At 68.0% G+C, this 13,003-nt stretch carries 12 protein-coding genes; 7 read left to right on the plus strand and 5 right to left on the minus strand.

The features are described 5' to 3' along the window. Positions 1-5: 5 nt before the first annotated feature. Positions 6-875: a 16S rRNA (cytidine(1402)-2'-O)-methyltransferase gene (gene rsmI / locus ACFTS5_RS26585; RefSeq protein WP_378636348.1), complete on the minus strand. Its 870-nt coding sequence runs from the start codon at positions 873-875 to the stop codon at positions 6-8. 177 nt (positions 876-1,052) lie between these two features. Here rsmI and ACFTS5_RS26590 point away from each other — a divergent pair, with 177 nt between their 5' ends. Then, positions 1,053-2,657: a dolichyl-phosphate-mannose--protein mannosyltransferase gene (locus ACFTS5_RS26590; protein ID WP_378635989.1), complete on the plus strand. Its 1,605-nt coding sequence runs from the start codon at positions 1,053-1,055 to the stop codon at positions 2,655-2,657. Between the two features lie 10 nt (positions 2,658-2,667). Here ACFTS5_RS26590 and ACFTS5_RS26595 read toward each other — a convergent pair whose 3' ends face one another. Then, the gene (locus ACFTS5_RS26595) at positions 2,668-3,024 is read right to left on the minus strand and encodes a GntR family transcriptional regulator (protein ID WP_378635991.1); all 357 of its coding nucleotides are present in this window, start codon (positions 3,022-3,024) and stop codon (positions 2,668-2,670) included. 5 nt (positions 3,025-3,029) lie between these two features. Then, the gene (arcA, locus tag ACFTS5_RS26600; protein WP_378635994.1) at positions 3,030-4,271 is read right to left on the minus strand and encodes an arginine deiminase; all 1,242 of its coding nucleotides are present in this window, start codon (positions 4,269-4,271) and stop codon (positions 3,030-3,032) included. Between the two features lie 164 nt (positions 4,272-4,435). Here arcA and soxR point away from each other — a divergent pair, with 164 nt between their 5' ends. Together soxR and ACFTS5_RS26610 are read left to right on the plus strand one after the other, a co-directional pair. Then, positions 4,436-4,921: a redox-sensitive transcriptional activator SoxR gene (soxR, locus tag ACFTS5_RS26605; RefSeq protein WP_101465780.1), complete on the plus strand. Its 486-nt coding sequence runs from the start codon at positions 4,436-4,438 to the stop codon at positions 4,919-4,921. A 33-nt stretch (positions 4,922-4,954) separates the two neighbouring features. Continuing rightward, the gene (locus tag ACFTS5_RS26610; protein WP_378635997.1) at positions 4,955-5,707 is read left to right on the plus strand and encodes an isocitrate lyase/phosphoenolpyruvate mutase family protein; all 753 of its coding nucleotides are present in this window, start codon (positions 4,955-4,957) and stop codon (positions 5,705-5,707) included. 3 nt (positions 5,708-5,710) lie between these two features. Here ACFTS5_RS26610 and ACFTS5_RS26615 read toward each other — a convergent pair whose 3' ends face one another. Next, on the minus strand, positions 5,711-6,508 hold the full coding sequence (locus ACFTS5_RS26615) for a TetR/AcrR family transcriptional regulator (protein ID WP_378636350.1): 798 nt from the start codon (positions 6,506-6,508) through the stop codon (positions 5,711-5,713). An 81-nt stretch (positions 6,509-6,589) separates the two neighbouring features. Here ACFTS5_RS26615 and ACFTS5_RS26620 point away from each other — a divergent pair, with 81 nt between their 5' ends. Then, on the plus strand, positions 6,590-7,780 hold the full coding sequence (locus ACFTS5_RS26620; protein WP_378636000.1) for a DUF418 domain-containing protein: 1,191 nt from the start codon (positions 6,590-6,592) through the stop codon (positions 7,778-7,780). Positions 7,781-7,842: 62 nt separating this feature from the next. Here ACFTS5_RS26620 and metG read toward each other — a convergent pair whose 3' ends face one another. Next, complete coding sequence (gene metG, locus ACFTS5_RS26625; RefSeq protein WP_378636002.1) at positions 7,843-9,411, minus strand: methionine--tRNA ligase; 1,569 nt, start codon at positions 9,409-9,411, stop codon at positions 7,843-7,845. A gap of 1 nt (position 9,412) precedes the next feature. On the opposite strand from metG, the gene ACFTS5_RS26630 reads away from it, so the two are divergent. The 3 genes from ACFTS5_RS26630 (at position 9,413) to ACFTS5_RS26640 (ending at position 12,910) form a co-directional block, all read left to right on the plus strand. Further along, on the plus strand, positions 9,413-10,267 hold the full coding sequence (locus ACFTS5_RS26630) for a TatD family hydrolase (RefSeq protein ID WP_378636005.1): 855 nt from the start codon (positions 9,413-9,415) through the stop codon (positions 10,265-10,267). 172 nt (positions 10,268-10,439) lie between these two features. Next, the gene (locus ACFTS5_RS26635) at positions 10,440-11,567 is read left to right on the plus strand and encodes a transglycosylase family protein (RefSeq protein WP_378636007.1); all 1,128 of its coding nucleotides are present in this window, start codon (positions 10,440-10,442) and stop codon (positions 11,565-11,567) included. Between the two features lie 197 nt (positions 11,568-11,764). After that, positions 11,765-12,910 carry an alpha/beta fold hydrolase gene (locus tag ACFTS5_RS26640; RefSeq protein WP_378636010.1) on the plus strand — a complete coding sequence of 382 codons (1,146 nt, stop codon included), beginning with the start codon at positions 11,765-11,767 and terminating at the stop codon, positions 12,908-12,910. Positions 12,911-13,003: the final 93 nt, after the last annotated feature.

A 13,003-nucleotide genomic window follows, 5' to 3' on the forward strand; every position in this document is an offset into this window, starting at 1 on the left:
CCGGTTCAGCTCTGCGAGCGGGCCGCCAGGACGGCGTCGTAGAGCTCGCGGCGGGAGGCGCCCCGGCCGGCGGAGACCTCGGCGCAGGCGTCCTTGAGCCGCATCCCGCCTGCCACCAGTGTCTCGACCTCGTCGACCAGTTCGGCGGGCTCGGCCGAAACCGGTTGGGAGCCTTCGAGAACCACGGTGATCTCGCCGCGGGCGCCATCGGCGGACCAGGCGGCCAGTTCGCCGAGCGTGCCGCGCACGACCTCCTCGTAGGTTTTGGTGAGTTCGCGGCAGATGGCGGCGCGACGGTCGGGGCCGAGGACCGCGACCGCGTCGGCCATACAGTCGGCCAGGCGGTGGGGTGCTTCGAAGAAGACGATGGCGCGCTGTTCGGAGGCCAGCGTGCGCAACCACTCTCGCCGCTGACCGCCCTTGCGCGGGGCGAAGCCGTCGAAACAGAAGCGTTCCACCGGGAGACCGGACAGGGCCAGCGCGGTGGTGACCGCCGAGGGGCCGGGCAGGCAGGTGACCGGGAGATCACGGTCGACGGCGGCGGCGACCAGGCGATAGCCGGGGTCGCTCACCGACGGCATGCCGGCATCGGTGACCAGCAGGACCGTCAGACCGCTCGCGATGTCGTCGAGCAGGGCAGGGATGCGGGCGGCTTCCACATGATCGTAGAAGCTGACGACGCGGCCGGTGATCTCGACGCCGAGCGCCTTCGCGAGCGACTTCGTGCGGCGGGTGTCCTCGGCCGCGACCACGTCGGCCGAACCGAGCGCGTCGCGCAGTCGCTGCGACGCGTCGCCGATGTCGCCCATGGGGGTTGCCGCTAAGACCAACACAGTGTTGTCCGACCTCTCCGGTAAGTTCTCCCCGCAGGCGATCGAGTGCGGCGAGCAGTGCGGCCAGGCGGTATTCGGTCGCCAGGAAGCCGCGTGCGTAGATGGCGCGTGTTCATTCTGTCAGGCGGGGGAGCCGCGCCCGAGGGCGCGTAGGTGGGGAAACGAGGGGGCACAAGTGTCGGGTCGGACTTCGTGGGTGGCACCGCCTACGATCGGGGCGTGATCCCGGTGACCGATGAGCGCGCGATGCCTCCGTCGCGTCCCGTGTCGGCGTTGGTCAGTCCCGCGCCGCTGCGCCCGGCCCCCGATTTCGGTCCGCTCGACACCGCGCGCGGCTGGCTGGTCACCGCGGTGCTCACCGTCATCGCCGCGCTGACCAGGTTCATCAACCTGAACTATCCGACCGACGCGCGCACTCCCGTCTTCGACGAAAAGCATTACGCCCCACAGGCCTGGCAGATGGTCACCGGTGGCGGAGTGGAGGACAACCCCGCCTACGGCCTGGTCGTGCACCCACCCGTCGGCAAACAGTTCATCGCCCTCAGTGAGGCGATCTTCGGCTACAACGCGTGGGGCTGGCGTGGCACGGCGGCGCTGGCAGGCACGATCCTGGTGCTGCTCGTGGTGCGGATCGTGCGCCGGATGGCCCGTTCGACGCTGATCGGCGCGTTCGCGGGCGTGCTGCTGATCGCCGAGAGCCTGACCTTCGTCTCCTCGCGCATCGGCATGCTCGACATCTTCATGTCGCTGCTGGTCACCGCGGCGTTCGGCTGTCTGATAGTCGACCGCGACGACATGCGCGAGCGCATGGCTCGCGCGGATCTGGCCGGGCGGGTCGGCGTCTCGGACTGGGGTCCGCGGCTGGGCGTGCGCTGGTGGCGGTTCGGCGCGGGCGTGCTGCTGGGGCTCGCGTGCGGCACCAAGTGGTCGGGCATCTACTACATCATGTTCTTCGGCCTGCTCAGCGTGGCCTTCGACGTGAGCGCGCGCCGCGCGTACGGCGTGCGTAAACCGTGGCTGGGCGCGATGGTGCGCGACGTGGGGCCCGCGCTGTACGCGCTGGTGGTGATTCCGCTGGTGGTGTACCTGTCCTCGTATTGGGCGTGGTTCGCCAGCGAGAACGGGGTGTTCCGGTACGCGGTGGGTAATCAGGTCGGTAGCGGTGGCGCGTTCGCGTTCCTGCCCGACGCGCTGCGCTCGCTCTGGTACTACCAGGGCGAGACCCTCGACTTCCATTCCAGTCTCACCAATTCGGCGGGCAACCACCATCCGTGGGAATCCAAGCCGTGGACCTGGCCGATGGGCCTGCGCCCGATGCTCTACTACTACGCCGACGGCACCGTCACCGGTTGCGGCGAAGCGCAGTGCGTGAAGGCCGTGATGGCCGTCGGCACGCCCGCGCTGTGGTGGCTGGCGCTGCCGCTGATCGGCTGGATGGTGTGGCGTTCGGTGGTGCGCCGCGACTGGCGTTACGCGGCGGTGCTGGTGGGATACGGCGCCGGGCTGCTGCCGTGGTTCCTGACGTTGGACCGCCAGATGTACTTCTTCTACGCGGTGGTGCTCGCGCCGTTCCTGGTGATGGGGATGGCGCTGGCACTCGGCGACATTCTCGGGTCGGCGAGACCCGCCGGGATACCGCGCAGCCCGACGGGTACCTATCTCCCCGCCCCGGTGAACGAGCGGTACGCGCTCGGCTTGCTGATCGTCAGCATCTATCTGGGCTTGGTGATCGCGAACTTCGTCTGGCTGTGGCCGATCCTCACGGGTCAGGCGATCACGCCGCAGAACTGGCAGGACCACCTCTGGCTGCCGAGCTGGCGGTAGCGCCGGGCAGTCAGTCCAGGGCGCGGTGGACGAAGGCGATCGCGTCGGCGTCGTCGAGGCCGAGCCGCCGGATGGTGGTCACGTAGTCGACGGCCGCGCGACTTGCTATATCGCGGGTGGGATCGCCGGAGGAGGCGATGAAAGAGCCTTGGCGGCCACGGGTTTCGAGCACGCCGTCGGATTCCAGTTCGCGGTAGGCGCGGGCGACGGTGTTGGGGGCGATGCCGAGGTCGGCGGCCAGCGCGCGGACCGTGGGGATCTTGGTGCCCGCCGGGAGGGTGCCCGCGCGGACCTGTTCGATCACGGCCATGCGCAGCTGCTCGTAGGGTGGCTGGGCGGAATCGGTGGACAGCTCGACGTGGAACACGACGCTCACACCTCGTCTCGGGACAGCGGGCAGGACATACAGCGCGGACCGCCACGGCCGGAGCCCAGCTCCGAACCGCTGATGGTGACCACCTCGATACCCGCCTCGGTCAGGCGCGAGTTGGTCATCTCGTTGCGTTCGTAGGCCACGACCACGCCGGGCGCGAGGGCGAGGGTGTTGTTGCCGTCGTCCCACTGTTCGCGTTCGGCGTCGGGCCCCTCGCGGCCGGTGTCGATCACGCGCAGCTTCGGGATGCCCATCGCCGCGGCGGCGGCGGGCAGGAACGGTTCGGGTCCGGTGATGCTGATGCGCTCGAGGTCACCGCGTCCGGAGGAGCCGTCTTCGCGGCGGATGGTGAACGCCTCCAACGATTTCCGCACGCCCGGATACATCACCACCGCGTCGGTGTCGACCATGGTGCAGACGGTGTCGAGATGCATGGTGGCCCGGTTCTGCGCGATCGGCACCACCAGCACGGTGTGCGCGAGCTCGTCGTCGAACAGGCTGCGCGCCAGCGCTTCCGCGCCGGCGGGGGTCGTCCGCTCGCCGACACCCACGGCGACAACACCTTTGGCGAGCAGCAGCACATCGCCGCCTTCGATCGGCGCGGTGTGTGACTCGTAGGCCCGGCGCACGCCGAGGAAACGTGGATGGAACGCGTAGACGAGGTCGGTGATGGAGGTCTCGCGGCTGCGGGCGGGCAGGGCCAGCGAGGTGATCGCGACCTTCGGGCCGACCCAGAACGAGGAATCACGGGTGAACAGCAGATTCGGGAGCGGATCGACGACGAAATCGCCGCCGTGGTGCATGCGGCGCACCAGCGAGGTGGCATCGGGGCCGAACGGCAGCTCGTCGAAGGTCATCCCGGCCATCAGGATGTCGGCGAGCGCGGGGGCGTCGAATTTGCGCAGTTCGGCGGCGAGCTGGTCGGCCAGGCCGTGGCCGAGCCTGCGCGCGTCGACTGCCGCCGAGATGCCCTGGATCCTGGCTGCCCCACTGGCGCTGAGGGTTTCGGTCAGCAGGTCTGCCAGTAACAGCACCTCTACGCCGCGCTCGCGCAGTACGGTGGCGAAGGCGTCGTGTTCGGCTTGTGCGCGCTCGACCCAGGGGATGCCGTCGAAAAGCAGCTGGTCGTTGTTGCTCGGGGTGAGTCGGCGTAGTTCTGCGCCGGGGCGGTGCAGCAGCACCGTCCGTAGCTGGCCGACCTCGGAGGTGACGGTCAGGCGCGAGTCGGGGGCGGTTCCCATCTGCAAACCGTAATGCGAGGACCGCGTGTCTGCGAGCTGCAACGCGCTGGGTTCGGCCGCGGCTGCTCGTCGGTGTCCGCCGCTCGGGCGCGTGTTCCGCCCATTTTTCGTACACGACACGAATACCTGAAGTATTGTTTAGGTGGTAGTGGGAGGAGCTATAGATGACGATGGCCGATTGGCAAACGAAGGAGCTGACCCCCGGGCAGCTATCCGATCGTAGTGGAGTTGCAGTGTCCGCGTTGCACTTCTACGAACGCGAAGGTCTCATATCGAGCCGTCGAACCAGTGGCAATCAACGTCGATATTCTCGCGAGACCTTGCGCCGGGTCGCCTTCATTCGTATCTCGCAGCGGGTCGGTATCCCACTCAGTGAGATTCGTTCGGCCTTGGACCGGCTCCCCGAGGGGCGCACCCCGACTCGTCGCGACTGGGAGAACCTGTCGACCACCTGGCGCGAGGATCTCGACGACCGCATCACCCAGCTCGTGCGCCTGCGCGACAACCTGACCGGCTGCATCGGCTGCGGCTGTCTGTCGCTCGGCTCGTGCAAACTCGTCAACGAGCACGACCGTCTCGGTGCGGAGGGTCCCGGTGCGCGCGTGCTCGATGTCCAGGTGAACTGCCCGCCGAAATCCGGCTGCGTATAGCTCTTGTCGGACGCCTCGGGCATCATCGCGGGTATGACTTCTCTGGATGCCAAGGCGAAGACTCTGCTCGAACTGCACCGTCCGGGAAATCCGGTGGTGCTGCCGACCGTCTGGGACGCCTGGTCGGCGAATGTCGCTGTGGCGGCCGGTTTTTCGGGCCTGACCATGGGTAGCCACCCGGTCGCCGACTCGATCGGCCGCGCCGACGGCGAGGGGATGAGTTTCGACGAACTCCTCGCCCGCGTCACCCAGGTCACCGCCTCGGTCGAGGTCCCGGTCTCGGTCGACATCGAATCCGGCTACGGCCTCGAACCGCTGCAACTGATCGACGGCCTGCTCGCCGCGGGCGCCGTCGGCCTCAATATCGAGGACACGGTGCACAGCGAGGGCAAGCGCCTGCGTTCGCCCGCCGAACACGCCGACCTGGTCCGCGGCCTGCGCGAGGCCGCCGACGCGGCGGGCGTGCACGTCGTGGTCAACGCCCGCACCGACCTGTTCCTGCGTCAAGACGGCGACGAGGCCGACCGTCTCGACCGCGCGATCGCCCGCCTGACCCTGGCCGCCGAAGCGGGTGCCGACGTTCTCTACCCGGTGGGCAAGCACGCCGACGCCGACCTGCGCCGGCTCACCACCGACCTCCCGTTGCCGATCAACGCGATCGGCCAGCCGGGTAGCCCGGCCAAGGACTACTTCGCCGACCTCGGCGTCGCCCGCATCAGCTTCGGCCCGTTCCTTCAGGCCGCCCTCGGCGCCGAGGCGACCACCCTGCTGGCTGCCTGGAAATAGCGGCTAGGCCTTGCTCTCGATCTCCGCGGCGACGCCGTTGAGGATCAGTTCGAGGCCGAAGACGAAGTCGCCGTCCGCCGGATCGTCGGGCGGCGACTGGAACAACGGCGAGGCGAACAGCTCGGCTGCCTGCGGGAGCGTGTGGGGATCGACCAGCCGGGCCAGCGCCGCGCCGTAGTTCTGGTTGACCGCGGCCTCGTCCAGGCCGGTGCCCTGCCTGGCGTCCGTCAATTGCTGGGTGAGCAGACTCGATTGCCGCACATGCATGTCCACCAGCATCACGATGCCCACTTTGGTCGCCCAATCGAGCTCGGTCGCGGCGAGGGCGCGCAGCGCGGCGTCCAGCCAGCCGATCGAGTGGGGTCCCCGCGGTGGTCCGCTGATCGGCAGCTGGGGGAGCCACGGGTGCGCGAGAAATTCCGCGCGCAGTGCGTGCGCCCAGCGGCGCAGGCCGGTGCGCCACTGTCCGGGTTCGGTATCGATGCCGGGTGCGGGGCCGAGTGCGAGATCCGACATCAGCTCGAACAGTTCGTTCTTCGAGCCGACGTGGCGATAGAGCGCCATCTTCGTGAAGCCGAGGGTCGAGGCGACTTCGGCCAGGGTCACCGCCCCGATGCCGCGCCGGTCGGCCAGCTCCACCGCGGCGCGCACGACGCGTTCGACGTCGAGCTCCGCCGGTCGGCCGAGCCGCGCTCGATCCGGTAGTCGCCAGAGTCTGCTCAGGTCGGCGGGCACCGGCTCGTCGGTCATCGCGGAGACTTCCTCCTGGGTTCGGGCAGCGTCGGTCGGCTGCGGGCACATACTATCCACGCGATTACTATCCTTGGGATAGTATCCCATGGATAATTAGTGCTGCCGCTATCCGAGAGGTTGGCAACCCGCATGACCGATCAACTGGTCGCCCCCAGACCGCGAGTCGTCGACGTCGACGCGCTGCGCGGCTTCGCGCTCTTCGGCATCTTCGTCGTCAACATCACCTTCATGGCCTCGGGATATCCGGGCAACCTGGTTATCGACCCCGCCTTCACCTCGCCCCTCGACGACGCTGTGCGTGGCCTGTCGTCGGTGTTCGTCGACATGAAGTTCTATGTGCTGTTCTCGTTCCTGTTCGGCTACAGCTTCACGTTGCAGATGGAATCGGCGGCCGCCGCCGGAGCGGCCTTCGAGCCGCGCATGCTGCGCCGGATCGCGGGGCTGTTCGTGCTCGGTGTGCTGCACATCGTCTTCCTGTACGGCGGCGACGTACTGACGACCTACGCGCCTGCCTGCCTGGTGCTGTTCTGGATGCGGCGGTGCCGGGATCGCACAGCGCTGCGGGTGGCCGCCGCGTTGTACGGCCTCGTGCTGGCGAGCCTGCTGCTGAGCGGGCTCTTCCTCGACACCGCGAGCTTCTTGCCCGCTCCCGAGGTGGCGCAGGCGAACGCCGAACAGGCCACCTCGGCGATGCTGGGCGGCTGGGGCGAGATCATCGGCCAGCACCTCGGCGGATTGCCGTTGCTGATCCTGCAGGCCCTCACTCTGCAGGGGCCGACGGCGCTCGCGATGTTCCTGCTCGGCATGGTCGCGGGTCGCCGGCAGTTGTTCGCGCGGGTCCGCGGCGACGAACCGATCCTGCGGCGAGTCCAGTGGATCGGCTTTCCGGTGGGACTGGCGGGCAGCGCGGTGTTCACGCTCGGCGGCGGTACCGGGCACACGCTCGCCGTCGCGGTCAGCGTCGCCACCACGCCGCTGCTCGCCGCCGCCTACGTCGCGACGGTGCTGCGCATGATGCACAGTCCGCGTACCGCGTGGATCCGCTCAGCGCTCGCGCCGGCGGGACGGATCGCGTTGACCAACTACCTGGGGCAATCCGCGATAGGCCTGGTGATCTTCACCGGCGTCGGATTCGGCGCGGCCGGTAGCTTGTCACCGTTGGCGACGATGGCGCTGGCCCTGCTCGTTTTCGTGGCGCAACTCTGGGTGAGCGCGCTGTGGTTGCGCCGGCATCGATACGGCCCCGCCGAATGGATCCTGCGATGGGTGACCATCGGTCGCAGACCGGCCTGGCGAACGCTACCGACCGCGGTGGGCTGAGCTGCCCCTCGGTTCCGAACCGGTGGCGCACGGCGAAAGGCCGTGCGCCACCGCTCGTTCGACTATTCCTTGGGCTCGACGTAGCGCGGGAAGATCGGCTCCGGCGCGGGCAGGTCGAGCCCGGGGGCCAGGGGAGTGGCGATGTCGGCGAAGGTACGGCCTTCCTGGGCGAGCAGGTCGAGGATCTTGCCCGCGGAGCCCGGCATCACCGGTTGGACCAGGATGGCGACGATGCGGACCACCTCGAGGGTGACGTAGAGGACCGTCGCCATGCGGGCGAGGTCCTCCTCGGTACCCGACTTGCGCAGTGCCCAGGGGGCATTGGCGGAGAAGTAGCGGTTGGTCTCGCCGAGGGTGAGCCAGATGGCTTCCAGGGCGAGGTGCATCTGCTGAGCGTCGAACTCCGTGCGGCACTTGGCAAGGAGCGCGTTCGCGCGGTCCAGCAGGGCGCGGTCTTCGTCGGTGAATTCACCCGGCGTGGGGGACTTGGCGTCGCAGTTCTTGTTGACCATGGTCAGGCTGCGCTGGACCAGGTTGCCGAACTCGTTGGCCAGGTCGGCGTTGATGCGGCCCGCGATGGCGTCGTTGCTGTAGCTGCCGTCCTGGCCGTAGGAGATCTCGCGCAGCAGGAAGAACCGCACCTGGTCGAGGCCGTAGGTGGACACCAGCGAGAGCGGGTCGACGACATTGCCGGTCGACTTCGACATCTTCTCGCCCTTGTTGTACAAGAACCCGTGCACGAACACCCGGTCGGGGAGTTCGATCCCGGCCGACATCAGGAACGCGGGCCAGTACACCGTGTGGAACCGGGTGATGTCCTTACCGATGATGTGCAGGTTCGCCGGCCAGAACTTCTCGAACGAGGCGGAGTCGGTGTTCGGAAAGCCCACGCCCGTGAGGTAATTGGTGAGCGCGTCGACCCACACGTACATCACGTGGTCGGGCTCGCCGGGGACCGGAACGCCCCAGTCGAAGGTGGTGCGCGAGATCGACAGATCCTTCAGGCCCGCCTTGACGTAGCTGACGATCTCGTTGCGCCGGGTCGAGGGCGCGATGAACTCGGGCCGCTCTTCGTAGAGGGCGAGCAGCTTGTCCTGGTACTCCGAGAGCTTGAAGAAGTAGTTCGACTCCTCGGTCCAGGTGACCGGGGTCTTGGTCTCGGTGGACTCGCGGGTGCCGTCGGCGAGGAGGGTGGTCTCCTCCTCGTTGTAGAAGGCCTCGTCGCGCACCGAGTACCAGCCGGAGTAGTTGCCCAGGTAGATGTCGCCGTTGGCGAGCATCCGCTCCCAGATGGCGACGCAGGCGGCCTGGTGGTCCTCGTCGGTGGTGCGGATGAAGCGGTCGAACGAGATGTCGAGCGCCTTGTCCATCGCCTCGAAGACATCGGAGTTGCGGGCCGCGAGTTCCTGCACCGGGATGCCTTCGGTGGCCGCGGTCTGCTGCATCTTCTGACCGTGCTCGTCGGTGCCGGTCATGAAGAACACGTCGTAACCGTCGAGTCGCTTGAAGCGGGCGATCGCGTCGGTGGAGATGTACTCGTACGCGTGGCCGATATGCGGCGCACCGTTCGGGTACGCGATGGCCGTCGTGACGTAGAAGGCGGGCGCCTCGGCGCCTTCGGCTGCACTCATGATGCCCATTACTGTAATCCGGGTGGCAAATACGAATCGTCCGGCTCCGCCTGTTCCGCCGCCGCTCGCGCCCCTGATCGACGCGCATACCCACCTCGATGCCTGTGGCGCAACCGATGCCGCGTCGACCGCGGCCATCGTCGACCGGGCCGCCTCGGCCGGTGTCGGGCACGTGGTGACCGTCGCCGACGATCTCGCCGCCGCGCAGTGGGCCGTGCGGGCCGCGAACTGGGATCCGCGGGTGTACGCCGCGGTCGCGTTGCATCCCACCCGGGCCAACGCCCTCGACGACAAGGCGAAGGCCGAGCTCGAGCACCTCGCCACCGACCCGCGCGTGGTCGCGGTCGGGGAGACCGGCCTCGACTACTACTGGCCGGGCAAGCTCGACGGCTGCGCCGACATCGAAACCCAGATCGAGGGTTTCCGCTGGCACATCGACCTGGCCAAGCGCGTGCGCAAACCGCTGATGATCCACAACCGCGAAGCCGACCACGACCTGCTCACGGTGCTGCTCGACGAGGGTGCGCCGGACACGGTGATCTTCCACTGCTTCTCCTCGGACGCCACGATGGCCGAGGCATGTGTGGCGGAGGGGTATGTGCTGAGCTTCTCGGGCACGGTGAGTTTCAAGAACGCGCACGAATTGCGCGAGGCGGCCGAGCTGGTGCCCGACGACCAGATCCTGGTGGAAACCGATGCGCCGTATCTGACACCGCACCCGTATCGCGGTGCGCCGAACGAGCCGTACTGCCTGCCGTACACCGTTCGCGCGCTGGCCGAAGTGCGCGAGCAGGACCCGCAGACGCTGGCCGAGATCACCACCGCCAACGCGCGCAGGCTATACCGGATTCGGTAGTCCGTTTCGTCTGTTCGACAGGGGGCTGGACATTAAACGTGAGTCGGCTCACATTTGTGCGCTCACGTTGTTATCTACCAGCGCTGTCTATATCGAATTGTGATCTACGATCCCGCTGTTCGGGCGGCCTGGTGTTGTCTAGCGCGCACCTCGTCGTTATCGTCCTGTAATCATGTCAGCTTTTGCGCGGATCAACTCGTCACGTTCACCGCTGCTGTTCGCAGCGGTGGCGGCCATGCTGCTGATTCTCCTCGTCGGCGCCTCGCTGGCCATCGTGAACCACAAGACGGTCGCGATCGTCATCGACGGCGAACGGACCGAGCTCTCGACGATGTCGCGCGACGTGCGCGCCATCCTGGCCGACGCGGGCTACGAGATCGCCGAACACGACGAGGTGATCCCCGCCGCGAGCGCCAAGGTCGGCGACGGCGCCACCATCACCTTCAACCGGGGCCGCGAGATCACGGTCACCGTCGACGGTGTCGAGCGCAAGGTGTGGACCACCGGCACCACCGCGGGCGACGCGCTCGCGTCGATGCAGATCCCGTCCGACACCCACGTGTTGCCCTCGCGCACCGAGAAGCTGCCCCTCGCGGGTGCGGCGCTGAGTGTGTACACCCCGCGCAACATCTCGCTGGTCGACGGTGGCGCAGCCCCGGTCGATGTGCGCCTCGCCGCCGCGACCATCGGTGAATTCCTCACGGCCGCGGGCGTTCCGCTGAAGGACGAGGACTTCACCGAGCCCGCCGCCACGACCCCCCTCGCGGAGGGCATGCAGGTCGTCGTCACCCGGCAGCGCACCGAACAGCGCACCGAGACCCTGCCGCTCGATCCCACCGAAACGGTGATCGAGGACGTGACCATGAACATGAGCCGCACCGTGGTGGAGAACCCGGGGATGCCCGGTCTGCACGAGGCGACGTTCGCGGTGAAGATGGTGAACGGCGTCGAAGCCTCACGCGTGCAGGTGCATTCGAATGTGATCACGCCCGCGCAGAACAAGACGATCCGCAAGGGCGCCAAGCCGGGGACCGAGGTTCCGCCGGTGCGTGACGGTGCGGTGTGGGACGCGCTGGCCAAGTGCGAGTCGACGGGGAACTGGGCGATCAACACCGGAAACGGGTACTACGGCGGCATCCAGTTCGATCAGAGCACGTGGGAACGCCAGGGTGGCTTGAAGTACGCACCGCGCGCCGACCTGGCCAGCCGCGAAGAGCAGATCGCGATCGCCGAGGTGACGCGGGCCCGTCAGGGCTGGGGTGCCTGGCCCGCGTGCACCGGACGCCTGGGAATCAGCTGATTTCGCGAGAACAGTAGGTAACTCCCAGCCACCTCCGCTCCGGCGTGAGGCCGAGAACTGGCACTCGGGCTCCGGGGCGACACGCTGGACATGCGCGGAGGCGGAACAGCCCAGCCTGTTAGCGTGCTCTCGTTTCGCCGGGTCTGCTGTGCTCGTGCGGCGGGGTCGGGTCGGTGACGAGTCGACGGGTGGTTGTGATGCGTAGGGTTTCGGCCTGGTGGCGTTCGGTGGCCGCGGCGGTTCTGTCGGCGGGGGTCGGGATGTGTGTGCCGCTGCCGGTGGCGCATGCGCAGGCTCCGGGGACTGTTATCGCGGTTGTTCCGCAGGGGGATGGATTCCACGGGATGTCGGGGGCTCAGGTTATCGACTACTGGACGCGCGGGGTGGGCGGTGTGTCGCAGCCCGCCAGCGGTGCGCTGTATCTGCCGACTGGTGTCGCGCCTGCGGGTGGTTGGCCTGTTGTCACTTATGACCACGGGACTACCGGGCTGGGGGCGGGGTGCGGGGGACAGTCGGATCCGGCGGGGGCGCCGTGGCCGGAATCGCAAGTGGGGCAGGATGTTTTCCTGCGGTATCTGGTGTCGAAGGGGTTCGCTGTCGTCGCGCCGGATTATCTGGGGCTCGGCAGGTTCGATACCGGTCCGCATCCGTATCTCGGGATCGACACCGAGGCCACTGCCACCATCGACATGCTCCGGGCCGCGCATTCCGCGCGCGATGATCTGTCGCCGGTGTGGGTGGCAGCGGGGATGTCGCAGGGTGGGCAGGCGGCGCTCGGCACCGCGCACCGGCAGGCGAGTTACGCCCCCGAGCTGGACTTCCGCGGGACCATCGCGATCGACCCGGAATCGGACGTGGAGAAGGTGGCCACGCTGCTCGGTCCGGGCAATCCCGATCGCCTCAGCGGCGGGATCCTGGGGTTCTCGGCCAGCATCCTGGCCGGACTGCGCGCTGCCCGGCCGGACGCGCAGGTCGACAGCTATCTCAGCCCGCTCGGACGCCAGGTCCTCGACGAGATCGGTGCCCTGTGCTCGGACGCCATCGACGACCGGGTCGCTGATCTGACGCTGGGCGCGATGCTCAGCCGCTCGCTCGGCGACGAGCCGTTGCGGTCGGTGATGGCCGACTACATGACCGTGCCGACAAGCGGTTACGACGCACCGATCCTGCTGCTGGTCAACGCCACCGACCGCACGGTGCCCTCGCCGCTGCACGCGGCACTGGCCGCGCAGTTCACCGCGGGCGGCGTGCACTACACACCGGTGGTCGGGACGGGCAGTCACTGCGAGCTGAATCCGGCGATGTGGTCCGCGATCGATGAGTTCCTCGCCCGGGTTCGCTGATCGCCTGCCGCTCTCCGGCCCTGCCCATCGGTCTGCACGGATTTCGGTCGATCCAGAGCCCGGCCCGCCCTGATCTGTACACTCGTCCAAGAT

Origin of the sequence: Nocardia sp. NPDC056952 (assembly GCF_042674185.1) — a bacterium.
Classification (GTDB): domain Bacteria; phylum Actinomycetota; class Actinomycetes; order Mycobacteriales; family Mycobacteriaceae; genus Nocardia.

Bases quoted from the DNA above. Each gene is read 5' to 3' on its own strand.
- ACFTS5_RS26610 (WP_378635997.1), top strand. From the start codon at position 4,955: ATGACTTCTCTGGATGCCAAGGCGAAGACTCTGCTCGAACTGCACCGT.
- ACFTS5_RS26630 (WP_378636005.1), top strand. From the start codon at position 9,413: ATGCCCATTACTGTAATCCGGGTGGCAAATACGAATCGTCCGGCTCCG.
- ACFTS5_RS26620 (WP_378636000.1), top strand. From the start codon at position 6,590: ATGACCGATCAACTGGTCGCCCCCAGACCGCGAGTCGTCGACGTCGAC.
- metG (WP_378636002.1), bottom strand. From the start codon at position 9,411: ATGAGTGCAGCCGAAGGCGCCGAGGCGCCCGCCTTCTACGTCACGACG.
- ACFTS5_RS26640 (WP_378636010.1), top strand. From the start codon at position 11,765: ATGCGTAGGGTTTCGGCCTGGTGGCGTTCGGTGGCCGCGGCGGTTCTG.
- ACFTS5_RS26635 (WP_378636007.1), top strand. From the start codon at position 10,440: ATGTCAGCTTTTGCGCGGATCAACTCGTCACGTTCACCGCTGCTGTTC.
- arcA (WP_378635994.1), bottom strand. From the start codon at position 4,271: ATGGGAACCGCCCCCGACTCGCGCCTGACCGTCACCTCCGAGGTCGGC.
- soxR (WP_101465780.1), top strand. From the start codon at position 4,436: ATGACGATGGCCGATTGGCAAACGAAGGAGCTGACCCCCGGGCAGCTA.
- ACFTS5_RS26615 (WP_378636350.1), bottom strand. From the start codon at position 6,508: ATGTGCCCGCAGCCGACCGACGCTGCCCGAACCCAGGAGGAAGTCTCC.